The organism is Janthinobacterium paucivorans (assembly GCF_051380805.1).
Classification (GTDB): Bacteria; Pseudomonadota; Gammaproteobacteria; order Burkholderiales; family Burkholderiaceae_D; genus Janthinobacterium; species Janthinobacterium lividum_D.
Genome location: NZ_JBNYXR010000001.1, coordinates 1 through 24,489, shown reverse-complemented (window position 1 = coordinate 24,489; position 24,489 = coordinate 1). Strand labels below are relative to the sequence as shown.

Here is a 24,489-nt window from a genome sequence, read left to right as displayed (position 1 = left end):
ATTGCAATTAAATAGCGCACTATATATACTGTGCGCATGGATACCACCACCGCCCCCAACCCGCTGCACCAGGTGCCGCGCCTGGACAGCCAGCTATGCTTTGCGCTGTACTCGACCTCGCTCGCCATGAACAAGCTGTACCGCAAGCTGCTGCGCAAACTTGGCCTGACCTATTCGCAATACCTGGTCATGATGGTGCTATGGGAACGCAACGGCTTGACGGTGTCGGAAGTGGGCGAGCGCCTGTTCCTCGACTCGGCCACCCTGACGCCTCTACTCAAACGCATGGAGCAAGCTGGCCTGTTGACGCGTGCGCGGGCAGCCAGCGACGAGCGCCAGGTCATCATTTCCCTCACGCAGCAGGGCGACCAGTTGCGCCACGCAGCGGCCCTGCTGCCCGAAGCCATCCTGACGGCCAGCCACTGCAGCCTGGAACAAGTTGTGGACATGAAGCAACAACTAAACCAGTTGCGCGATAGTTTGATGAAAAGTGAGTAAAGACGCCAATCTACCGATCAAAATAAGGTAAAGCATCGCGCTGACAGCGGTAGGCAAAAGCTGGCGCGAAAGCTGCCTTCCTTTATTACAAATCGATACAAGGATGGCCTCACCCTGCGTATAGAATAGTTGCTACTATTTCCTTACAACAACATCAGGGTGAAAATGCGCATACCTTTCGGCTCCGTCGCCTCGTTGGCTCTCTGCTTTGGCGTCTCGGCTTTCGCCGCCGAGCCATTCGACGACAAGTTCCGCCAGCTCGACAATATGCTGCCCACCCCGAATACCTACCGCACCGCCTCCGGAGCGCCGGGCCACGCCTATTGGCAACAACGCGCCGACTACACGCTGCGCGCCACGCTGGACGAAGCCAGGCGCGAAATCGTCGGCAGTGGCAGCATCACTTACCACAACCAGTCGCCCGATACCCTCGGCTACCTGTGGCTGCAACTGGACCAGAATATTTACAAACCCGATTCCGACGCGCGCCGCATGAGCACCGCGCCATCGCGCCAGGCGTGGGCCAAAACGGCAGGCGACGAGACGATGAAGTTCGACGGCTTGCGCAGCATGCTGGCGCGCGGCGACTTCCAGGGCGGCTTCAATATCCGCGCCCTGAAGGGTGCCGATGGCCAGCCATTGAAATATGTAGTGAACCGCACGATGCTGCGCATCGACCTGCCGCAAGCGCTCAAGCCGGGCCAGGACTTCGTCTTCCAGATCGAGTGGGATTACCGCATCAATGAACAGAAAGTGCTGGGCGGACGCGCCGGCTATGAAGTCTTCGACGACAAGAACGCCCTGTTCGAAGTGGCACAGTGGTTCCCGCGCATGGCAGCCTATTACGACGCGGCCGGCTGGCAGCACAAGCAGTTCCTGGGCTCGGGCGAATTCACGCTGGAATTCGGCGACTACGACGTGCAGTTGACGGTTCCTGCCGACCATATCATCGCCGCCACGGGCGAGCTGCAAAATCCTCAGGATGTACTGTCCGGTGCACAGCGCGAGCGCCTGGAAAAGGCCCGCAACAGCGACAAGCCTGTCATCATCGTCACGCAAAAAGAGGCCGAAGCGGCCGAAAAAACGGTGAGCCGCGCGCAAAAGACTTGGCACTTCAAGGCATCGAACGTGCGCGACTTCGCCTGGGCCTCGAGCCGCAAGTTCATCTGGGATGCGCAGGGCTACAACAAGGGCGGCAGCAAGCTGATGGCCATGTCCTACTATCCGAAGGAAGGCAATCCGCTGTGGGAAAAGTACAGCACGCAAGCCATCGTGCATACGATCGAACAATACAACAAGTACAGCATAGACTACCCGTACCCGACGGCCATCTCCGTCAATGGCCCCGTGGGCGGCATGGAATATCCGATGATCTCCTTCAACGGCCCACGCCCCGTCAAGGACAAGAAAACGGGGGAGCTGAGCTACTCCAAGCGCACCAAATATGGATTGATTGGCGTCATCATCCACGAGGTGGGCCACAACTATTACCCGATGATCATCAACTCGGACGAGCGCCAATGGACGTGGATGGACGAAGGCCTCAACACGTTCGTGCAATACCTGGCGCAGCAAGCCTGGGAAGAGAACTATCCGGCCTCGCGCGGCGAGCCGCGCGACATCGTCGACTACATGCGTAGCCGCGACCAGGTGCCCATCATGACCAATTCCGAGTCCTTGCTACAGTTAGGCAACAACGCCTACGCCAAGCCGGCCGCTGGCCTGAACATCCTGCGCGAGACGATACTCGGGCGCGAACTGTTCGACTACGCCTTCAAGGAGTATGCGCAGCGCTGGAAATTCAAGCGTCCGACGCCGGCCGACTTTTTCCGCACCATGGAAGATGCTTCCGGCACGGATCTGGACTGGTTCTGGCGCGGCTGGTTTTATACCACCGACCCGGTCGACATCAGCATCGACGGTATCAGCGAATATGGCGTGAGTTCGAAAAATCCGGAAACGGAAAAAGCCTGGAAAAAGGCGCAGAAGGATGCGCAACCCGAATCCGTTGCGAGCCGCGCCAACAAGGGTATGCCACGCCGTGTCGACGCGCATCCTGAACTGAAGGATTTCTACAACCAGCACGACGATTTTACGGTGACCAACAAGGACCGCAATGCCTACACCGAAACGCTGGCGGGCCTGGAACCGTGGGAAAAGGACTTGCTGAAACAGGGCAAGCACCTGTACCTGGTCGACCTGTCGAACCTGGGCGGCATGGTCATGCCGCTGATCCTCGAGATCGAACTGAAAAGCGGTAAAAAGTACGTCGAGCGCGTGCCGGCCGAAGTGTGGCGCTACTCACCAAAAAAGATCACCAAGGTCGTCATCACCGATGAGCCGATGGTGGGTCTGGTGCAGGACCCGTACTGGGAAACGGCCGATATCGACACCAGCAACAACGCCTGGCCGCGCAAGATCACGCCATCGCGACTGGAACTGTTCAAGAGCGAGAAGTCGCCCAAGGATAACCTGATGCGCGATTTCAATACGCCGCTGAAAGGCAAGCATGGCGGCGCGGACAAAGGCGACGAGGCGTGAAGCGCTGGCGCACGTTCGCGGCAAGCCTGCTGGCCTGCGCCAGCATGGCAGCAGGCGCGCACAATTTCCACATGGGTATCGCCGACATCAGCTATAACGCGGCCAGCGGCAGCACCGAAGTAGTACACACCTATACGAGCCACGACGTCGAGGCGTTACTGACGCAACTGTACCAGCGCCAGTTCGACCTGGGCCAGGAAGATAGCCAAGCGGCCCTGCGACGCTATGTCGAGAAACAGTTTTATCTGCTGGCGCCGGACGGCAAGCGATTGCGCCTGAACTGGGTCGGCATGAAGGTCAATGCAGACAACGTGGTGATCTTCCAGGAAATCGAGCACACGCGCCTGGCGCCCGCCACGCGCATCCACAACCAGTTGCTGATCGATTTCCTGCCCAGCCAGAGAAATACCCTCAATGTGCAAGATAGCGGCAAGATCCAGACGCTGATTTTCGACAGCCAGAATACGCAACTGCCGATCCGCTAAGCCTTGCCCCCACAGACCCATGACGCCACGCTATCTTTCCCTCCTCCTCACGGCGCTGTTTTCACCCGCCGCCCACGCTGACGACATCTTCCAGCGCGTGCTGGTCGACGGTTCACGCATGAACCAGCTCGGCGTGGCCGATGCAGCCAACGCCGGCAGCGTCACGCAACAGCAGCTCGCAGCACGTAGCAGTTATCGGCCCGGCGAATTGCTCGAAGCCGTGCCGGGGCTGATCGCCAGCCAGCATAGTGGCGAAGGCAAGGCCAACCAGTTCTATCTGCGCGGCTTCAACCTCGATCACGGCACGGACTTGCGCACCAGCGTCGACGAGATGCCCGTCAACCAGCGCAGCCATGGTCATGGACAGGGCTGGACGGACCTGAACTTCCTGATTCCCGAACTGGCCATGCGCCTCGATTACAAAAAGGGGCCGTATTCGGCGGCGCACGGCGATTTCTCCTCGGCCGGCGCGGCGTCCATCATTTATGCGAACCGACTGACGCAGGGTATCGCCAGCATGGGGATGGGGCAAAACGGCTTTCGCCGCGCCCTGCTGGCCGACTCGTTTGACGCGGGCGACGGCAGCGTGCTGTATGCGCTCGAAGCGCAGCACAACGATGGGCCATTCACGCAGCCGGACCGCTACCGCAAGCGCAATGGCGTGCTGCGCTACAGCCAAGGCTATGCCAACAACGGCTTCAACGTCACGGCCATGGCCTACGACGCCAGTTGGCATGCCACCGACCAGATTGCGCTGCGCGCAGTACAGGACGGCACGCTGGGTCGCTTCGACGCCATCGATGGCAGCGACGGCGGCAAGGCGCAGCGCTACAGCTTGTCGGGCGCCTGGCGCCAGACGACGGACGATATATCGTCCAAGGTCAGTGCCTATGTGATCGCCAACCGCCTGGCCCTGTACTCGAATTTCACGTATGCGATGGACGACCCGGATAACGGCGACCAGTTCGCCCAGCCCGATCGGCGCGTGACGGCCGGCCTGGAGGCCAGCCACACCTGGCACCACCACACGGACAAGGGCAGCAGCGATACCAGCATCGGTCTGCAGCTACAGAACGACAACATCCACAATGGCTTGTACAACACGCGCCAGCGGCAAATCGTGTCGCGCACGCGACAAGACCACATCGTCGAATCGAGCCTGGGCGTGTATGGCGAAAACAGCACGCGCTGGTCGCCCTGGCTGCGCAGCGTGGCCGGCCTGCGGGCGGATGCCTACCGCTTCGACGTGCGCAGCGACCGCGCCGCCAATTCGGGGCAGGCCAGCGACCATTTGTTCAGTCCCAGCCTGAGCGTGATCGTCGGCCCCTGGCGCGAAACGGAGGCGTATATCAACATAGGCAATGGTTTTCACAGCAACGACGCGCGCGGCACGACCATTACGCTCGACCCGAAGACGGGCCAGGCGGCAGATAGGGTCACGCCACTGGTGCGCTCGCGCGCCCTGGAACTGGGCCTGCGCAGCAACGCCATCGCCGGCCTGCAAACATCGCTGTCGCTGTACCGCCTGGACTTCGATTCCGAGCTGCTGTTCATCGGCGACGCCGGTGCCACCGAGGCGGGCCGCCCGAGCCGGCGCTACGGCATCGAGTTTTCCAGCTACTACAAGGCGGCCAGCTGGCTATCGCTGGACCTCGACCTGGCGTATGCGCGGGCACGCTCGCGCGGCAGCGACCCGGCGGGCGACTTCATTGCCGGCGCCATCGAAGGCGTGGCCCAGCTGGCCATGACGCTAACGCCGCGCGGGCCATGGTCAGGCTCTTTGCGCCTGCGCTACTTTGGCCCGCGCCCTCTGATTGAAGATAACAGCGTGCGCTCGAGGGCCAGCGTGGGCTTGAATGGGCGCATCGCCTACCAGATCGACAAGACCTTGCGCGTGGAAGTCGAAGGCTACAACCTGGCTAACCGGCGCGACTCGGCCATCGATTACTACTATGCCTCGCGCCTGCCCGGCGAGGCGCAGCCAGTCGACGATATCCACTTCCATCCGGTGGAATCGCGCTCGCTGCGCCTGACACTGCTAAAGAATTTTTAGCTCAACAAACATAATTCCTGCTGGACGTAACACAAGAGTTGCCGCGAAGTCGTAGAATGCCAGGCTGGATAAACTGATACAGGCCGCGACCCGGCCCGCACCGCCATGAGCACTTCCGCACCGATCTTTACCGACCCGTCTTGCATCAAGGACGCCTTGCGCGATAACGGCTACGCCGTCCTGCGCCCGCAGGACGTGGCGGCGCTGGCAGGCTGCCCGCTGGCCGCACTGCGTGCGCTCGAGCCCAGCTGGGACAGCCTGGCGCTGGACAATTACCTGAAAGATGGCGGCCGCTATCGCCGCCGGCGCCACTCGTGCTTCGTGCAAGATGGCGCGCATCTGACGCAGACAGCGCATCGCGCGCACTGGCAGCCAGTCGAATACAACGCCCTGCACGGCGGCATGCACCGCCTGTTCGAGCCAATCGAGCCGGCCATCGTCGCGCAAGCAGCCTGGCAACAGCTGATCCGTGCGCTCGGTGACGCCTGCTCGCAAGTCAAGGGCAAGCAAGCGTGGTTCATCGAGGCGCACCAGTTCCGCATCGATACGACCGATGGCATCGGCCGCCCAACACCGGAAGGCGCGCACCGCGACGGTGTCGATTTCGTCGCCGTGCTGCTGATCGGGCGCGCACAGGTCAAGGGCGGCGAGACGCGCATCTTCGAAGCCCATGGTCCCAACGGCAAGCGCTTTACCCTGACCGAACCTTGGTCACTGCTGCTGCTCGACGATGCGAACGTGATCCACGAATCGACGCCGATCCAGCCCATCGGTGACCATGGCCACCGCGATACGCTCGTGCTGACCTATCGCGCTGGCCAGTTCCAGGGCGAGAATTAACAGATGGCCGCAACCTTCCCCGTGGCCAAAATAGTCACTGGGAAGTTACTTTTACAAACTTAAATCCGATATAGTCGCAAGATGTCGATACTGCGCGCTCGCCGCGCCTAGCATCACCACACTGAAATTCTAGGAGAGGTCTGTGGACTCCAACAATCACATCAAGCCTGGCGAAATCGAGATCCTGATCGTCGAGGACAGCCCGACCCAGGCGGAGCGCTTGCGCCGCCTGATCCAGTCGCTGCACTACAATGTGCGCGTGGCGGCGAATGGGCAACTGGCCCTGGCCGCCATCCGCGAGCGCAAGCCGCACCTGGTGCTGTCCGATATTGTCATGCCTGAAATGAATGGCTATGACCTGTGCCGCGCCATCAAGTCCGACCCGACCCTGCGTGACATTCCCGTCATCCTCGTCACCTCGCTCAACGACCCAAAGGACATCATCCGCGGCATCGAGTGTGGCGCCGACAATTTTATCCGCAAGCCCTACGCGGAAGACTACCTGCTCAACCGCATCAGCCACATGCTGATGAACCAGAAACTGCGCAAGAACCAGAACGTGGAAATCGGCATCGCCCTGTACCTGGGCGAGCAGAAGCATTTCATCAATGCAGAACGCCAGCAAATCCTCGATTTGCTCATTTCCACGTATGAACAGGCAGTACAGGTCAACGGCGAACTGCAGGCGCGCGAACGCCAGGTGATCGAGCTGAACATGCGCCTGGCGCACCATGCGGCCGAACTGGAAACCATCAACCGCGAAATCGCGCTGAAGAACCTGGAGCTGGCCGAAGCGAGCCGCATGAAGTCGGCCTTCATCGCCAATATGTCGCATGAACTGCGTACGCCCCTGAACGCCATCATTGGGTTCACCGGCGCGCTGCTGATGAAATTGCCCGGCCCCCTGACGTCCGACCAGGACAAGCAGCTCAACACCATCCGCGCCAGCGCGCGCCATCTGCTCTCGCTGATCAACGACATCCTCGACGTGGCCAAGATCGAAGCTGGCAAGCTGACCTTGTCGATCGAACCCGTGCACTGCCAGGAGCTGATGGCCGAAGTATCCGACACCTTGCGCCCGCTGGCCCAGCAAAAAGGCCTGGCCTTGGAAATGATACTGGGAGCAGCAGGCAGCCCGCCTGTCATCATCGACACGGACCGCCGCGCGTTGACGCAAATCCTCATCAACCTGCTTAACAACGCCATCAAGTTCACCGAACACGGCACGGTGCGAATCAGCCTGTCCCAGCGCGAGGATGACGGCGTGCTGGTGACGGAACTGAGCATCGCCGACAGTGGCGCCGGCATCAAGGAGGAAGACCAGGTCAAGCTGTTCCAGGCCTTCTCGCAGCTCGATTCCACTTCCACACGCCACGTGGAAGGCGCAGGACTGGGTCTGTACCTGTGCCAGAACCTGGCCAACGCCATCGGCGGGACCCTATTTTTCAACAGCGACTACGGCTCGGGCAGCACCTTTACGCTGGCCCTGCGCAGCAAAGCCTGAGCGTCTGTGCGCCGCAACATAAATTTTAATCTTTTGACATTCTAGATAGATCCACACCGTAGTTCTACCGTATTGCAGCGCACCATTTTTAGCGCTATAGTAGAACTGTCTCCTCCAATTTGTTCTCCGAACATTGGATTTAGCCCGCACATGCAACAGCGGGCTTTTTTTTGCCTGCGCTTTCCATCATCGTCCTCTCTCCTTAACTAAATCAAGCGATTTAGTTATATCAAACGCTTGAGATATGTGTTTAAATCTCTGGCATGCTTGAAAAAAATACTTCCCCAGCAACACATGCCGACGACGGGCGCAAGCCTCGCTCCGATGGTGAGCAATCGCGCGAGCGACTGCTGCACAGTGCCATCCGCCTGTTTGCCGAACAGGGCTACGCCAAGACCTCTACGCGCGAACTGGCACAGGCAGCTGGCACGAACGCGGCCGCCATCAGCTACTATTTTGGCGACAAGGCGGGCCTGTACCGCGCCGCCTTCGCCCAGCAATCTTCGAATCCGCAAGACAATATCGCTCTGTACGAGCAGCCCCATTTCACCCTGCGCCAAAGCCTCGAAGGCTTTTATGCGCAATTGCTCGCCCCCATGCAGCAGGGAGAAATCGCGCGCGACTGCATGCGCCTGTGGTGCCGCGAAATGCTCGAACCTACGGGTCTGTGGGCACGCGAAATCGACCAGAACATCCGCCCCGAGCATGAAGCGCTCACGCGTGTGCTGGCGCGCCACTTGGGTGCGCCCGACAACAGCGACGACATGCATCGCCTGGCTTTTTCCATCGCTTCACTGGCCCTGCAGCACATGGTGGGCACTGAGGTGCTGCAAACCTTGCGTCCGCAACTGCTGGAATCGCCACAGGCCATCGACATCTGGCTGGCGCGCATGACCGACTACGCGCTGGCCATGGCCAACGTGGAGCGCCAGCGCCTGGCCATTCCTCCCTCTCCCCCCACCGCTCAATGACAAGCAGAAGGACCCCCATGACGACTATTCGAGGCACCGCTCAACGCACACTGGCAGCCGGCATCGTGCTGGCGCTAGGTGGTTGCGCTCTGCAAGCCCCACCCGCAGCGGTGGCACCGGGCGCACCCGCGCAGTGGCAGGCATCGCTGCCGCACAATGGCAAGCTGACGGACCTGGCCAATTGGTGGCAGGGCCAGGGCGACAGCCTGCTGGTGGAATTGATCACCGACGCGCAGCAGGCCAGCCCGACCATCGCCGCCGCCGGCACGCGCATCGTGCAGGCGCGCGCAGACAGAATCGCCAGCGGCGCCAGGCTGGCGCCCGCACTCGACGCCACAGGCAGCGTGTTGCGCACCAGCCAGCAATCGGCCCAGCCCAGCGGCACCACCTCGCAGGCGGCCTTGCAGGCGTCATGGGAAATCGATGTGTTTGGGGCCACGCGCGCCACGCGCGATGCGGCGCAGGAACGCTACGACAGCGCCCGCGCGCTCTGGCATGAAGCACGCGTCTCGGTGGCTGCGGAAGTGGCGAACCAGTACTATGCCTTGCGCACCTGCCAGCAGTTGCAAGCGGTGTCCGAACAGGATGCCGTTTCGCGCCGCGACTCGGCACGACTGACGCAACTGAGCGCCGGCGCCGGCTTCCAGCCGCCCGCCAACGCCGCCCTGGCCCGTGCCAGCGCTGCCGACGGCGCCAGCCGCGCCATCGAACAGCGCGCCGCCTGCGATGTGAATATCAAGGCGCTGGTGGCCTTGTCGTCCATGCCGGAACCAACGCTGCGCCAGAAGCTGGCGGCCAGCCCCTTTGTTGCGCCCTCGCCCGTGGCGATTGCGCAACTACCGGCACAAACCCTGGCCCAGCGTCCCGACATCTACAGCGCCGAACGCGAAGTGGCGGCGGCCAGCTTCGAAGTGCGCGGCGCACAGGCGCAGCGCTATCCCCGTCTGAGCCTGGCCGGCGCCATCGGCAAGGGCAATATCCGCGCTGGCGGCAGCAGCATCACGGCCAGCACCTGGAGCATCGGCCCGCTGGCCGTCAGCCTGCCCATCTTCGACGGTGGCAGGCGCCTCGCCGAAGTCGATGCCGCGACGGCGCGCTACGCTCAAGCCGTGCTGAAATACCGCGCCGGCGTGCGCCAGGCAGTGCGCGAAGTGGAAGAGGCGCTGGTCAACCTGGCCAGCACGGACGAGCGCAGCGGCCACGCGAAAGCCGCCCTGGAAGGCTACCGCGTATCGTTCGTCGCCACCGAGGACCGCTACAAAAATGGCCTGGCCAGCCTGATCGAACTGGAAGACGCGCGCCGCACGCGCCTGGCCGCCGAAAACACCGCACTCAACCTGGAACGCGAACGCAGCGCCGCCTGGGTAGCGCTGTACCGCGCCGCCGGCGGCGGCTGGAACAGCAGCAACGCCATCGCCCACAACGCCCCCTGACGGATACGACAACATGAAAAAAACAACCTTGAAACCGATGGCACTCGCGCTGGCCACCCTTTTTGTAGTGCTGGGCGCCGGCGTTACCCTGTATTCCCCATCATCCACTGCCGCAGGCGAGGCGCAGGATAAAAGCGCGACGCAAAAACCAGCCCTCAGCGTCACTACGGCCAAGCCGCAAACGACCAGCCTGCCCATCAAGCTGAACGCCAACGGCAACGTGGCAGCCTGGCAGGAAGCCGTCATCGGCAGCGAATCGAACGGCTTGCGCCTGACAGACGTACGCATGAATGTCGGCGATGTCGTGCGCGCCGGCCAGGTGTTGGCGGTGTTCTCGAACGACACGGTCAATGCCGACGTGGCGCAGGCAAAAGCGGCGCTACAGGAGGCGCAAGCGAATGCGATTGAGGCGGCCGCCAACGCCGAGCGCGCCCGCTCACTGCAAAGCACGGGCGCCATCAGCGCGCAGCAAATCAGCCAGTACCTGACAGCCGAACAGACGGCCAACGCGCGCATTGCCTCGGCCAAGGCGCAACTGGCGTCGCAGCAGCTGCGCCTGAAATACACGCAGGTGGTGGCGCCCGACAGCGGCATCATCTCCTCACGCTCGGCCACCGTCGGCTCCGTCGTGGGCGTCGGCACGGAGCTGTTCCGCATGATCCGCCAGGGGCGCCTCGAATGGCGCGCCGAAGTGACGGCCACCGAGCTGCTGAATCTGAAAGCGGGTACCGTGGCGCAGGTGAAGGCCGCCAATGGCAGTATTTTGAGGGGCAAGGTACGCATGATCGCTCCCACGGTCGATCCGCAGACCCGCTCTGCCCTCGTGTACGTGGACCTGCCGGCGAGTACCGGCAACAACGCTCCCTTCAAGGCCGGCATGTACGCCAGCGGCGAATTTGAACTCGGTACCTCGGGCGCGCTGACGGTGCCGCAGCAGGCGATTGCCGTGCGCGATGGTTTCAGTTATGTCTTCCGCCTCAATTCCGACCAACGGGTCAGCCAGATCAAGGTGCAGGCCGGGCGACGCCTGAGCGACCGCATCGAGATCGTAGGCGGCATCACGGCCGATACCACCATCGTCGTCAGCGGCGCCGGCTTCCTCAATGACGGCGACCTGGTGCGCAATGTACCAACCCCGGTTCAACAACCGGCCGCTGCTCCGGCCAGTCCTGCGCTCAGCCCAGCGGCAAAAAAATAAGGAGAGGCCATGAATTTTTCATCCTTCTCGATCAAGAATCCGATCCCGGCCATCATGCTGTTTGCGCTGCTGTCCCTGGCCGGTCTGCTGGCCTACAAGGCCAATCCGGTGCAGGACTTCCCTGACATCGAACTGCCCATCGTCACCGTCAGCGCGGTGCTGCCCGGCGCCGCGCCGGCCCAGCTGGAAACGGAAGTGGCGCGCAAGATCGAAGATGCCGTCGCCACCCTGCAAGGCGTGAAGAACATCTACACCAGGGTGCTCGATGGCGTCGCCACGGTGACCGTCGAATTCATTCTGGAAAAACCGATCGCCGAAGCCGTCAACGATGTGCGCGACGCCGTCGCCCGCATCAAGGCAGACATGCCGGCCGAACTGCGCGACCCCACCGTCACCAAGGCGTCCACGGCCGGGCGCGTGGTGCTGACCTTTATCGCCACGGCGAAAGCGGGCGTGGACAACCCGCTCGACGCGCCCGACCTGTCCTGGTTCGTCGACAACACCGTGGCCAAGCGCCTGCTGACCGTGCCCGGCGTGGGCGCCGTCAAACGCGTGGGCGGCGTCTACCGCGAGATCCAGGTGGAACTCGACGAGGCGCGCATGGCCGCATTGAAAGTATCGGCCCTCGACGTCTCGCGCCAGCTGCGCCTGGTGCAGCGCGAAGCCCCAGGCGGCCGGGGCGACGTCAGCGGCGCCGAGCAATCGGTGCGTACCATCGCCACCGTCAGGACGGCCGAAGAATTGTCGCGCGTGGAAGTGCCGCTGCCGGACGGGCGCCATGTGCGCCTGGACCAGGTAGCGAGCGTGCGCGACACGATCGCCGAACCGCGCGCGCTAGCCGAGCAAGATGGCAAGAGCGTGGTGGCCTTTGAAGTATTCCGTACCAAGGGCGCCAGCGAAGTGGCCGTCGCCAAGGGCGCGCGCGACGCCATCAGCGACCTGCAGAAGGAAAACTCCAACGTCGTGCTGCAACAGTCGATCGACAATGCCTTCCCCGTCGAGGAAGATTTCGCCGGCTCGATGGAACTGCTGTACGAAGGTGCGCTGCTGGCCGTGCTGGTGGTGTGGTGGTTCCTGCGCGACTGGCGCGCCACCCTGGTGGCCGCCGCCGCCCTGCCTCTGTCAGTGATGCCGGCGTTCCTTGGCATCTACTGGTTCGGCTACACGCTCAATACCGTTACCTTGCTGTCGCTGGCGCTGGTGGTGGGCGTGCTGGTCGACGACGCTATCGTGGAAATCGAAAACATCGAGCGCCACCTGCGCATGGGCAAGTCGCCCATGGCAGCGGCCATGGAAGCGGCCGACGAAATCGGCATGGCGGTGATCGCCACCACCTTCGCGCTGGTGGCCGTATTCCTGCCGACGGCCTTCATGAGCGGCATCCCCGGCCTGTTCTTCAAGCAGTTCGGCTGGACGGCCGTGCTGGCCGTGCTGGCGTCCCTGGTGGTGGCGCGCCTGCTGACGCCGATGATGGCCGCCTACATCCTGAAACCCTTGGCGCACAAGGAAGAACAGGATGGCTGGCTGATGACGCGCTACCTGACGGTCATGCGCTGGTGCCTGAACCACCGCGGCCTCACAGCCCTCGCTGCGGCCCTGTTCTTTGTCGGCGCCATCGCGCTGGTGCCCTTGCTGCCGACCGGCTTCGTGCCAGCCGCCGACCGTGCACAGACGCAGATCAACCTGGAACTGCCGCCCGGCTCCACCCTGGCCGAAACGCAGGCCGCAGCGGCCATGGCGCGCGATGCAGCCATGCAGACGCCGGGCATCAAGGGCGTCTTTAGCTCGATTGGCGGCGGCTCCAGCGGTGACGCCTTTGCCCCCGGCGCGGCGGCCGAGGCGCGCCGCGCCGTGCTGACCCTGACCACCGTGCACCGCACCGAACGCAAGGAATCGATGGCGGGCCTGGAAACGCAGTTACGCCACAAGCTCGATGCGATTCCCGGTGCACGCTTCACGGTGGGACCACCCGACACGGGCGTCAAGATGCAGCTGGTGCTGCGTTCGGAAGACCCTGTGGCCCTGATGGCGGCGGCGCAAAAAGTCGAGCGCGAACTGCGTGGCCTGAAAGGCATCGGTAACGTCAATTCCAGCGCTTCGCTGGTGCGTCCGGAAATCATCGTGCGCCCTGATTTCGCCAAGGCGGCCGACCTGGGCGTGACGGCGGCAGCCATCGGCGAGACGGTGCGCGTGGCCACGGCCGGCGACTACGACACGGACCTGACGAAAATGAACCTGCCCGAGCGGCAAGTGCCGATCCGCGTCAAGCTGCCTAACAGCGTGCGCGCCGACCTGGCCGCCATCGAACGCCTGACGGTGCCCGGCAAAAATGGTCCCGTGCGCCTGGCGAGTGTGGCCAGCGTGACGATGGAAAGCGGCCCGGCGCAAATCGACCGCCTGAACCGCAGCCGCAACGTGACGCTCGACGTGGAACTCGGTTCGCGCACTCTTGGCGAACTCAATGAAGAAGCGCGGGCGCTGCCGTCGATGAAGAACCTGCCGCCTTCCGTGAAGATCGCCGAACTCGGTGACGCGCAGGAAATGGCTGCGCTGTTTGCCAGCTTCGGCCTGGCCATGCTGATCGGCGTGCTGTGCATCTACTGCGTGCTGGTACTGCTGTTCAAGGACTTCATGCAGCCGGTGACCATCCTGGCGGCGTTGCCGCTATCGATCGGCGGCGCCTTCGTGGCCTTGCTGATCACGGGCAGCGCGCTGTCGATGCCGTCGATGATCGGCCTGATCATGCTGATGGGAATCGTCACCAAGAACTCGATCCTGCTGGTCGACTATGCGATCCTGGCGCGCCAAGCCGGCATGAAACGCTTCGATGCACTGGTCGACGCCTGCCACAAGCGCAGCCGCCCTATCCTGATGACGACCATTGCCATGGGCGCCGGCATGATGCCGCTGGCACTGGGCTGGGGCGCCGATCCCAGCTTCCGTTCGCCTATGGCCATCACCGTCATTGGCGGCCTGATTACCTCGACCCTATTGAGTCTGCTGGTGGTGCCGGTCGTGTTCACCTACATCGACGACCTCGAGCACCTGCTCAAGCGCGGCTTGGCAAAACTGCGCAGCCATAAAGTACCGCTGCGGCGCGATGACAAAATGGCGCTGAAAGAGTAAGCCTGCGGCTGATTTTAAAATCGCCCTCCAAGGGCAAGGAAGCGAGGGAACGGCGGGCAGACCGCGCTCCCTCGCTTCCATCTATCTGGCATACTGCGCCCATTGTCCATGAACGCACTCTGCCCTGCCTATGAATTACCGTACCCCACTCGTCCTGCTGATGCTATCCGCACCGCTCGGCGCCTGCTCGGACAAGAGCGCCCCGGCCAGCACGAACGTGGCAGCTGAGGTGGCAAACGATGCCCACGCTGCTGCCGCTACAGTATCTGCCGAACAAGTGCTGCCGCCGGCCGCCACCGCGCCCAAGACGGAAGCGATGAACACGCCGCAAGCGCGCAAGCGCGCAAGCGAGCGCGAGGCGGGCATGATGCGCGCCGTCTTTGGCAAGGACTACCGCAGTGACAGCGACGATGCGCTGGCCGACCTGTCCGATCCGGACAACCATGTAGACAAGCTCAGTTATGTGGTCAGTGCCGTCAGCCACAAGCTGCTGCCAGATGGCCGCGCCATCCTGGTGGCGAATGCGGAAACGGCCAACATCGAAGGCACGGCAGAATCGGCACACGCCTCGTCGGGACTATTGAATGTCTTTTTCCTGACGCCCAAGGGCCAGCCGGAAGACGGCCAGTGGCAAGTCGTGAAACGGCTGGAAAACATCGCCGCCCTGGGCTCCTCGGGACAACTCGGTGAAGTCCAATGGGTCATGCTGGGAGCGAACAAGCCGGGACTGGCGATACGCCACGGCTATACGGGCCAGGGTTACACCATCACACAACTGGCCCTGTTTGAAATCGGCGACGGCAGGGTCACCGCGCTCGATGGCGGCATCGACCTGTACTCGGACAATATGGGCGCCTGCGGGCCGGACATGGACGAGTGCTGGATGGTCGACGGCAAGTGGCGCTTCGCCCCTGCACGCAACGGCGGCGCCTACGACGACTTGTTGATCGATTTCACGGGCGCGTCCGAAAAGATCAAGCCTGGCGTGACGCTCAAGCCTGACCAAGACCCGCCGCGCATCGCCACGTCCCTGAACGGCCGCGCACGCTATGTTTTCGATGGCAAGGGATACAAACTGCTTGAAGGAAAAAACAAGGTGCCTGGCGTGTAATCGGGTCAGACACGCCGGGTCTGGCCCCACGCAAGCCAGCTATCGGCGTGCTGTCTCCAGGCGCGCCAGCAGCGGCGCATACATGGCGCGCGTATGCCGGCTCCAACGGGCCATGGCACTGTCGATATCAACGCACAGGCGCTCGGCCAGCACCTTGTCGCCCTGCTGCAGCGCCCATATCGCATACTCGGCGCGGCACTCAAAGCTGTTGTAACGCGTCAGCGCGTCGTCGAACTGCGCCTTCGCTTCCGGCTGGCGTCCGCTTTGCGCCAGCGCACGCGCTGACAGCAGGGACGCCATCTCGGGACGAAAATGGATGTCGCTGCGACGGATGAATTCCAGATGTGTCAAGGCTTGGGTACCACGCGCGCATTCCAGGTAGGCGCGTGCCGCGCCCAAGCGAATTTCCAGGTCCGATGAAAATGCTCCCTGCAGGCAGGCTTCATACGTCGCTGCCGCTTCCTGCGCATTGCCCGCTTCGAGCAGCGCGCTGGCCAGGCGCATCTGGTTTTGCGCCGTCGGCGTGTACTCGAAGGCAGCCTTTGCCTCGCGCAGTTCGCGGTTCGGATCAAGCACCTGCACGGCCACCGTAGCGACCTTGCGCGCGCCTTGCGGCAGACGCGAATTGGGCAGGTAAATGGCGAAAAAATACACCACGCTGCCCAGCAGCGGAAACATGAATAAAATGAGCAGCCAGTACAGCTGCTGCCCGTTGCGCACCACATGGATCGCAAAAAATACCGCGATCAGGATGTGAATGCCTATGCCAAAAATCGTCATGCTGCGACCTCGTTCGTTCGTGATGGCTGCGGCTGGCACCATACCGCCGCTTTTCCAGGCCAGATATTACACCGGCCAATGCCACAGCTTGCGCCCGACAAGCAGGCGCTATTGTCCACCCGCGTGCCAGCCGCCGCCCATGGCCCGGTACAGATCGACCGAGGCGACGAGGATGCGTGTCTTTAGCTGCAGCAGTCCCACATCGGCACTGTACAGGGTACGCTGGGCATCAAGTTCTTCCAGGTACGATGCATAGCCATTACGGTAGCGGTTATGCGCGATGCGCAAGGTGTCGGCCGCAGCAGCCCGGCGCGCATCGTTTTCCACGGCTTGCTGCTTGAGACGGTAGATGGCGCCCAGGCTATTGTCCGTTTCGGCGAAAGCATTCCTCACCACGTTTTCATACGTATAGGCGAGCTCGTCGCGCTGCGCCCCGGCCGCATCCGTTTGTGCCTGCACGCGCCCGCCATCGAACAGGGGGCCGGCTGCCAGCGCCGTCAGCCGCCACAGGGCCGTCGGCGCATGCAGGAAATCGCTCAAGGTCGTGGCTTGCCCGCCGCCCGCCGCCGTCAGCTTGAACGAGGGCAGTAACTGAGCCCGCGTGGCGGCCAGGCTGGCATTGGCGGCCGCCAGCATGTGTTCCGCGCGCGCGATGTCAGGCCGCCGGCGCAGCAGTTCGGAAGGCAGGCCGGCCGGCACGCCAGGCGCCACCAGCTCGGCCAGCGGCAAGCCGCGCGCAATCGGGCCGGGATTGCCTCCGACCAGGATGGCCAGCGCATTTTCCTGTTCAAATATCTGCCGCTGCAACTGCGGCACCTGCTCGGCTGCCGCATGGTATTCCGATTGCGCCTGCAACCATTCCAGCCGCGAGCTGTAGCCCACCTCGAACTGCTTGCGCGCCAGCTCGCGCGATTGTTCGCGCAACTGCAAGGTCGATCGGGTCAGCGCCAGCTGCGCATCGAGTCCGCGCAGATTCAGGTAGGCCGTGGCCACGCTGGCGGCGATCGACAGCGCTGCCGCATCGACGCTGGCCTGCTCGGCGCGATAACTCTCGCCGGCTGCATCGCTCAGACTGGCCAGCCGACCCCACACATCGATTTCATAACTGGCCTGCAGCTCCGCCTGGAAGACGTTCGTCACATACGGCACGCCGTTGTAAGCGAGGGTACGCGTACGCGTGGGCGAGCCGTCTACGGACAGGCTTGGCGCGCGGTTCGCATCGGCCTGCGCCAGGCGTGCCCGATATTGCTGCACGCGGGCGCGCGCCACGCGCGAGTCGCCATTGCGCGCCAGCGCCGCGCCCACCAGATCACTTAAGACGGGGTCGCCGAACGCCTGCCACCACAGCCGCTCCACCTGCGCGCCATGCGAGGACGCTGCACCGCCCTCGCCTTGCGCGCGCCACCCGGACGGCAGTTGCAGGGCCGACGCGGGCTGCGGTGGCGCGCTGGCGGTGCAGCCGGCCAGCGCCAGCACGCAAGCAACCAGCAAGAGGCGGCGCTTCATGGCTTGGCCTTCGCAGCTGCCTTCTTCGGTGCAGGCGCCGGCGCGGGATTCTCGGCCGAATCGTTCAGCACCGCAGAAGTATCGACGCTGACCACCACCGACATGCCCGGCACGATCCGGCGCGCATTCGCCTGCCCCGCATCGATACGGATGCGCACGGGAATGCGCTGGGCGATCTTCAGGTAGTTGCCCGTCGCGTTATCGGCCGGCAGCACGGAAAACTCGGAACCGGTGGCCGGCGAGATACGCTCCACCTGGCCCGTCAGCACCGCGCCGTCGAGCGCGTCGACGTGGAATGTGGCGCTCTGCCCTTCCTGCACGCCATTCATCTGCGTTTCCTTAAAATTGGCGATGACCCACATCTGGCGCGGAACCAGCGCCATTAGCTGCGCACCGGAGTTCAGGTACGCACCCTGGCGCACGCTCACCTGGCCCAGTTGGCCATCGGACGGCGCCACGATGCGCGTGTTATCGAGGTCGATCTTCGCTGCCTTGACGCCCGCTTGCGCGTTCGCCACGGCCGCCGCCAAAGCGAGCTTGTTGAAGACCACGGAATGCACGCTTTGCTGGGCGATGTCGAGATTTGCCCTGGCCTGCGCCAGCGCGGCTGCCATCTGCGCCTGCGTGGCGCGCGACTGGTCATGCTCGCGCTGCGACAACGAGCCATCGGCCACCAGTTGCTGCACCCGGTTCAAGTCTGCGCTGGCCTTGTGTGCCTGCGCTTGCGCGTTCGCCAGCGCCGCCTCGCTGACGGCAATACCCGCCTGCGCGCTGGCCTTCTGCTGCGCCCAGTTCGACAGCGCCGCCTGCTGCGCCGCCAGTTGGGCTTGCGCCTGCTCGTAGCGCTGCTGGTAGATACGGTCGTCGATGCGCACCAGCAGTTGCCCCTCCTTCACATCCATGAAATCTTGCACCGTCACTTCCACCACATAGCCTGACAACTGCGTGCCAATGATGGTCACCTGCCCCCGCACGGTGGCGTTTTCCGTCGTCACGATGGGACTGGTGAACGGCGGCAAACGCCACGCATACAGCACGATCAACACGCCCACCAGGGCCACGGCGGCAAAGGCCAGCGCGGACAGCCACTGGTGGCGCCGGTCAGGCTGCTGTGACGTGGTGCTGGACGTGGCCGAGGGTGTCGATGGCGGTGCTGGCGGTGCTGGCGGTGGGGTATTATTTTCTGTCATTGCTCGGTTCCGAATTGGTAATGGGGACGATAGCCATGGCCGTCTGCGCATCGCGCACGGGGCCAACCAGGCGACGCGCGCCGGTGCTGATGCGGTTCCAGGACTGGCTGAGCAGCATCCATAGCAAGGTGGCGATGGCGACGCCGGCAATCATCAAAAAGACATCGTTGTAGGCGAGGACATTGGCTTCGCGCGTGGCGATGGCGCCCAGGCGCGCCACGCCCTGGGCGCTGCGCAAGCTCGGGTCCATCAGCACACTGGCATAGGCCGATGCTCCCGACTGCACGCGCGCAGCCACCTGCGGATCGAGCATGCTCAGATGCTCGACCAGATAGCTGGAATGGTATTTTTCGCGCGCCGTCTGGATGGTGCCGACGATGGCCGAACCGAGCAAGCCACCAAGGTTTTGCGTCATGGTGAACATCACCGAAAAACTCACCAGGTTGCGCGGTTCGGCGATCACGGCGCCCATGCCGGCCACCATGGTGGGACCGAGGAAATACGTGCCGCCAAAGGCCAGCAGGAACTGGCTCAGGTACATATTGACGGGGCGTGTCTGGCTGGTGGCATGGGCATCGATCAGCGCCCCGGCGGCGATCAGCAGCAAGGCGAACATCAGCGAGCGGTGCATGGTGGCCGGATTGATCGTCAGCGCGCTCACTAGCAGGCCCGCCACGCTACCTAAGAGCACGACGATGAACAGGTTTTGCATCTGGTCCGTGTTCAGGCCCAGCGCCTGCAGGAAGCCCACGGCGCCCGTCGATTCGGATAGCACGATGCGAAACAGCAGCACCGACAAAAACAGCTTGGCGATCTTGCCCGTGCTGAGCCAGCGCGTGTTGAGCAGCGGGCGGGCGCGGTTATGCTCGATGGCTAGCGAGGCGGCGATCAAGACGATGGCGCCAGCGAGGCACACGCCCACCCATTCGGACGCCATCCACCACGCCGTGCGCCCCTGCGCCAGCACGGCGCACAGCAGGGCCACGCCGGGCGCAAACAGGACGAAGGTGAGGAAGTCGAGCGGCTCGAACGTCTGCACGCGGTCGCCTGGCGGCAGTTTCAGGGCCAGCACACAGCCCAGCGCCAGCAGGGCTAGTCCCAGTTCGAACAGGTACAGGCCATGCCATTCGCCGATCTGCAGCAGTTCGGAAGTGAAGATGCGCGCAAGCGGCAAGGCCAGCTGGGCAAAGCCCAGGCCCAGCACAAGGCCCTTCAAGCGGTGCCGCGCGGGAAACGCCTGCAAGGTGTAGTACAGGCCCAACACACCGAGCGCGCCGCCCACCATGCCATGCGCGGCGCGCACGGCGATCGCCGACGGCAAGGTATTGGCATACAGGTGGGCGAAGGTCACCAGCGCATACAGCAGCAAAAACGCTTCGGTGAACAGACGCAGGCCGAACTGCTGGCGGAACTTCACCAGCAGCAGGTTCATGGAAACAATGGTCATCACGTAGGCGGCCGGCAGCCACTGCATCTGGTAGGCATAGGCTGCCAGCGAACCTTGCAGGTTCAGCAAATTGGCCGTCACCAGGCCGTTGCCCAATCCCCCTGTCAGCGCGACGAGCAGGCCAACGATAAAATACGCGACACGCTTGGGCGTCGAATGTTCGGGCATCGATGGTGACCCGGGCAAGGTCGGGCGTTCGCCCGGCCCCCAGGTGCGAGGTGTGTACTTGTCCATGCAGTCATCACGATCCTGTTTGCTGAAGCTGTTCTTTACTGCTGCTTGCTGCCATCAAGCAAACAGTTGCAAATGAACAGTTCTCACGCGCAGCATATCACCGCAGGCCGTTTTTATTGTTTACATTAATGTGTGGCGTTGCGCAGGCAGGCAGGAAGGCAAACAGGGTGCGCAACCGGACCTGCGATGCGGTCCTGCTCTTGCCTCTGCGCAGACGCCACCCTTTACACGCGCGGCGGGTCCGTCTCGCGCGCAAACGCCCTGTGCGCCGCCAGCGCCTTTTTAAAGGCAGCCACGGCTTTCAGCACCTCGCCAGACGGTACGACGATGACGGCAGGATCAGGCGTTCCATCGGGCAGCGCCGCCGGCACGCCCGCCTTGTCCAGCAAGCCCTGGCCCGCGCCGATGGCCAGCATCGGCTTGCAGTGGCGGTACTGCAGACGCAGGAAGTCGAGCGCATTCGCATCGTCGCCCAGTTGCTGCACGGCGCCCTGACCGTCGGGCAGCACAACGGCGTCGAACAGCACGGACGGTCCCGTTTCGAGCGAAATTTCCACATCGAGCGGCGCACCGACGCTGGTGTCGATTTTTCCCAGATGGCTGCCTACCAGGCGCGGTGCCGCGCCGTCGGCCAGCAGCGAGGCATACATATTGCGCACCTGCGCGCCATCGCTGCCCGCTCCCACCAGGATGGCCACGCGCAAGGTATGGATGCCCGTCTTGCCTGGGCGAAAAAAGAGCGACAGCGCTGGCGACGGCCGATACGCGGGCAGCGGCTGCACGGAGGCGCGCGGCATGGCGCGCGGCAGCGCCAGGCCCAGTGCATCGGCCAGGCGCTGCGCCAAGGTCTCGTCGACATTGCGCAGCATGGCGACGATGCGCTGGCGTATCACCGGCGTTTGCACCTTGCTCAGCTCAAAACGGAACGCATGCACGATATGCTCTTGTTCGACCGGCGTCTGGCTAATCCAGAACAAACGCGCCTGGCCATAATGCTCGGCGAATTTCTCGGGTTTGCCGCGCACCTTGTCACCTTCGGCCGGCGCGGGAAAGCTGGTAAATCCCTTGGCGCCTGCCTGGAACGGACACCCGCCTGCCAGCGAATTGGGCTCATAGGCTACCCGGCCACGGTTGATAGCCTGGCGATGGATGCCATCGCGCTGGTTGTTGTGCAGTGGCGCCAGCGGAGAATTGATGGCAATTTCATGGAAATTGGCGCCGCCCAGGCGCGTGATCTGCGTGTCGATGTAGGAGTGGATACGCCCCTGCAGCAGCGGGTCATTCGAAAAATCGATGCCGGGCACGATGTGCGCGGTGCAAAAAGCCACCTGCTCCGTCTCGGCAAAAAAATTGTCGGGGTTGCGGTTCAAGACCATTTTTCCGACAGGGACCAGCGGTACCAGCTCCTCGGGTATCAGCTTGGTGGGATCGAGCACGTCGAAGGGAAACGCTGCGGCCTGCGCTTCCGTAAAAATCTGGAAAGCGAGCTCGTATTCGGGATAGGCGCCGCACTCGATGGCTTCCCACAGGTCGCGCCGGTGGAAATCGGAATCGGCGCCGCTGATCTTGACGGCTTCGTCCCATACCAGCGAGTGCGTGCCGGCCATCGGCGACCAGTGAAATTTGCAGAAGACGGACTCGCCCTTGGCATTCACGAGCCGGAAGGTATGCACGCCGAAGCCCTGCATCATGCGGTAGCTGCGCGGAATGGCGCGGTCCGACATGGCCCACATCAGCATGTGCGTGATTTCCGGCGATAGCGAGGCGAAGTCCCAGAAAGTGTCGTGTGCGCTGGCCGCCTGCGGCATGCCATTGTGCGGCTCGGGCTTGACGGCGTGGACCAGGTCGGGAAATTTCATCGCATCCTGGATGAAGAAGACGGGCATGTTATTGCCCACCAAATCCCAGTTACCCTCGTCCGTATAAAACTTCACGGCGAAGCCGCGCACGTCGCGCGCCGTGTCGGTCGAACCGCGTTCGCCAGCGACGGTGGAAAAGCGCACGAAGACGGGCGTGCGCTTGCCTGCCTTGGCAAACAGCGCCGCGCGCGTATGCTTGCCTTGCTCCTTGTAGCATTCAAAGTAACCATGGGCGGCCGAACCGCGCGCATGCACGACCCGTTCGGGGATACGCTCATGGTCGAAATGCGTGAGCTTTTCACGCAAGATGAAATCTTCCATCAGGGTGGGGCCGCGCAAGCCCGCCTTCAGCGAATTCTGATTGTCGCCCACGGGCACGCCCTGGTTCGTCGTCAGCACGCAGCCGCTGTCATCGGACCTGGCGCGGTCCAGCGAGGCATACACGGCGCTCTCGCCTGGCGCCGGCTGGCCATCGCCGGTCTTCGGCGACGCTATCGTTTCACCCGTGGTGCTGGCCGTGGCCAGTGGATTGCCCGCTGCCACATGCACGCCTTCGATCGGCGTGCGCGCCGCCTCGCCGTACTGACCATCCTCCTTGGGATTGACAGCCATGGCGGCAGCCAATTGCTCGCCAGCGGCCGTTTTTTGCAGCAGCGCGCGCGCCATGTCATGCTGCGCGCCCAGGCTGTCTGGCGCCTTGCTGTCGGCTGCGCCGGACTTGCTCTTCAAGACGGAACCGGCATCGTCCGTAGACGGCGTTTTCTTGCTGCTAGCCATGTCATCTCCTGTCAGTAGTTTGCCCCGCCAAAACGCTACAACGCTACAACGCCCTCATGCAGCGCACGAACAGGACAATTAAAATATTGGTGGGATCAGGTATACCGATCAAGCACAAAAAACCGGAGCGCAGCATCACTGTGCTTGACTGCTTGCTAGTCGCTTATGCGCTTGTGCGCGCACGCGCTGGCCCGCCCCGCCGTGACGGCGAAGGGTACAGCGCCCACGACAACTACCTTGCCGCTGTGGGCAGAACTTATTTACGCGAACCCAGCAGTTTGGACAGGCCATAACCGGCCGCTGCCGCAATCAGCAGGGACATTGCCGGGCGCTCACGCACATAGCCGCGCCCCGTCTCGCCAGCGCGCTGGCAGGCGGCGCCCAATTGCTTGCCGCGCGCCATCACGCGCTCGGAAGTCTTGCTGATGCTGTCGCTGACCTGCTCGATGCGCTCGCCCACCTGGTCCACGCCATCGCGGGCATGCGTGGCCACCTTGTCGACCAGGGGCTGGACCTGGCTAGCTACCTTATCGATGGTGTGGTGCAAATCCTGGCGGGTGTCCTGGACATTACCGTTCATATCGGAGCTATTTTTTTCAATCGCGTTCATGCTGGTTTCCTTTAACAGTGAATAATCTCAACCATGCTCGATGCCGTAAGCGAATCATGATTGTCCTCGCTTCGGAAAAAAAGAAGCGGCTAAACGCTGCCGGACTGAGCCATGTCAACGACTGGATCAGCAGCAAGCTGTTGGCACCACCTTAACCGCGCCCGCCGCATGCCACTGTGCGCTGCCACACCTTGTGAGCCAGACTTAAAGTAAGCGTAAAGCCAGCGCCGTCTTTACCTCGACTACTCCTGCCAGCATGATTTGAGGTTGAGACACAAATCGATTGTGTCCACAAACTCGATTATGGACACAATAATTCAACCAGT

At 62.9% G+C, this 24,489-nt stretch carries 17 protein-coding genes; 11 read left to right on the top strand and 6 right to left on the bottom strand.

From position 1 onward, the window contains the following. Nucleotides 1-36 precede the first annotated feature (36 nt). The 11 genes from ACQ4V8_RS00085 to ACQ4V8_RS00035 all read left to right on the top strand — a co-directional run bounded on the left by ACQ4V8_RS00085 (nt 37) and on the right by ACQ4V8_RS00035 (nt 15,760). Complete coding sequence (locus ACQ4V8_RS00085) at nt 37-498, top strand: MarR family winged helix-turn-helix transcriptional regulator (protein ID WP_070346363.1); 462 nt, start codon at nt 37-39, stop codon at nt 496-498. 165 nt (nt 499-663) lie between these two features. Continuing rightward, nucleotides 664-3,039: a M1 family metallopeptidase gene (locus ACQ4V8_RS00080; protein WP_070346362.1), complete on the top strand. Its 2,376-nt coding sequence runs from the start codon at nt 664-666 to the stop codon at nt 3,037-3,039. Further along, on the top strand, nt 3,036-3,524 hold the full coding sequence (locus tag ACQ4V8_RS00075) for a DUF6702 family protein (RefSeq protein ID WP_010401030.1): 489 nt from the start codon (nt 3,036-3,038) through the stop codon (nt 3,522-3,524). Before ACQ4V8_RS00080 ends, ACQ4V8_RS00075 begins: the two co-directional genes overlap by 4 nt. A 19-nt stretch (nt 3,525-3,543) precedes the next feature. Beyond that, nucleotides 3,544-5,577, top strand: a complete 2,034-nt coding sequence (locus ACQ4V8_RS00070) for a TonB-dependent receptor (protein ID WP_436570701.1) — start codon at nt 3,544-3,546, stop codon at nt 5,575-5,577. A gap of 105 nt (nt 5,578-5,682) precedes the next feature. Then, nucleotides 5,683-6,417, top strand: coding sequence for a 2OG-Fe dioxygenase family protein (locus ACQ4V8_RS00065; RefSeq protein WP_010401032.1), 735 nt, complete (start codon nt 5,683-5,685; stop codon nt 6,415-6,417). Nucleotides 6,418-6,559: 142 nt separating this feature from the next. Next, the gene (locus ACQ4V8_RS00060) at nt 6,560-7,921 is read left to right on the top strand and encodes a hybrid sensor histidine kinase/response regulator (RefSeq protein ID WP_010401034.1); all 1,362 of its coding nucleotides are present in this window, start codon (nt 6,560-6,562) and stop codon (nt 7,919-7,921) included. A 263-nt stretch (nt 7,922-8,184) separates the two neighbouring features. After that, entirely contained in the window at nt 8,185-8,892 is a 708-nt protein-coding gene (locus ACQ4V8_RS00055; protein ID WP_010401035.1) for a CerR family C-terminal domain-containing protein, read from the top strand. A 17-nt stretch (nt 8,893-8,909) separates the two neighbouring features. Then, complete coding sequence (locus ACQ4V8_RS00050) at nt 8,910-10,325, top strand: efflux transporter outer membrane subunit (RefSeq protein ID WP_043462661.1); 1,416 nt, start codon at nt 8,910-8,912, stop codon at nt 10,323-10,325. Nucleotides 10,326-10,338: 13 nt separating this feature from the next. Continuing rightward, nucleotides 10,339-11,523 carry an efflux RND transporter periplasmic adaptor subunit gene (locus ACQ4V8_RS00045; protein ID WP_436570700.1) on the top strand — a complete coding sequence of 395 codons (1,185 nt, stop codon included), beginning with the start codon at nt 10,339-10,341 and terminating at the stop codon, nt 11,521-11,523. A gap of 9 nt (nt 11,524-11,532) precedes the next feature. Continuing rightward, complete coding sequence (locus ACQ4V8_RS00040) at nt 11,533-14,649, top strand: efflux RND transporter permease subunit (RefSeq protein WP_010401040.1); 3,117 nt, start codon at nt 11,533-11,535, stop codon at nt 14,647-14,649. A gap of 130 nt (nt 14,650-14,779) precedes the next feature. Further along, entirely contained in the window at nt 14,780-15,760 is a 981-nt protein-coding gene (locus tag ACQ4V8_RS00035) for a hypothetical protein (protein WP_010401042.1), read from the top strand. A 39-nt stretch (nt 15,761-15,799) separates the two neighbouring features. Here the strand turns inward: ACQ4V8_RS00035 and ACQ4V8_RS00030 are convergent, their stop codons facing one another. The 6 genes from ACQ4V8_RS00030 to ACQ4V8_RS00005 form a co-directional block, all read right to left on the bottom strand. After that, nucleotides 15,800-16,540, bottom strand: a complete 741-nt coding sequence (locus ACQ4V8_RS00030) for a tetratricopeptide repeat protein (RefSeq protein ID WP_043462687.1) — start codon at nt 16,538-16,540, stop codon at nt 15,800-15,802. 108 nt (nt 16,541-16,648) lie between these two features. Next, nucleotides 16,649-18,046, bottom strand: coding sequence for an efflux transporter outer membrane subunit (locus ACQ4V8_RS00025; RefSeq protein ID WP_436570699.1), 1,398 nt, complete (start codon nt 18,044-18,046; stop codon nt 16,649-16,651). Then, complete coding sequence (locus ACQ4V8_RS00020; RefSeq protein ID WP_436570698.1) at nt 18,043-19,236, bottom strand: HlyD family secretion protein; 1,194 nt, start codon at nt 19,234-19,236, stop codon at nt 18,043-18,045. Before ACQ4V8_RS00020 ends, ACQ4V8_RS00025 begins: the two co-directional genes overlap by 4 nt. Beyond that, on the bottom strand, nt 19,223-20,917 hold the full coding sequence (locus ACQ4V8_RS00015) for an MFS transporter (protein WP_043462664.1): 1,695 nt from the start codon (nt 20,915-20,917) through the stop codon (nt 19,223-19,225). Before ACQ4V8_RS00015 ends, ACQ4V8_RS00020 begins: the two co-directional genes overlap by 14 nt. Before the next feature lie 224 nt (nt 20,918-21,141). Continuing rightward, complete coding sequence (locus ACQ4V8_RS00010; RefSeq protein WP_436570697.1) at nt 21,142-23,553, bottom strand: catalase; 2,412 nt, start codon at nt 23,551-23,553, stop codon at nt 21,142-21,144. A 256-nt stretch (nt 23,554-23,809) separates the two neighbouring features. Further along, nucleotides 23,810-24,163, bottom strand: a complete 354-nt coding sequence (locus ACQ4V8_RS00005; RefSeq protein WP_010401050.1) for an ElaB/YgaM/YqjD family protein — start codon at nt 24,161-24,163, stop codon at nt 23,810-23,812. Between the last annotated feature and the right edge of the window lie 326 nt (nt 24,164-24,489).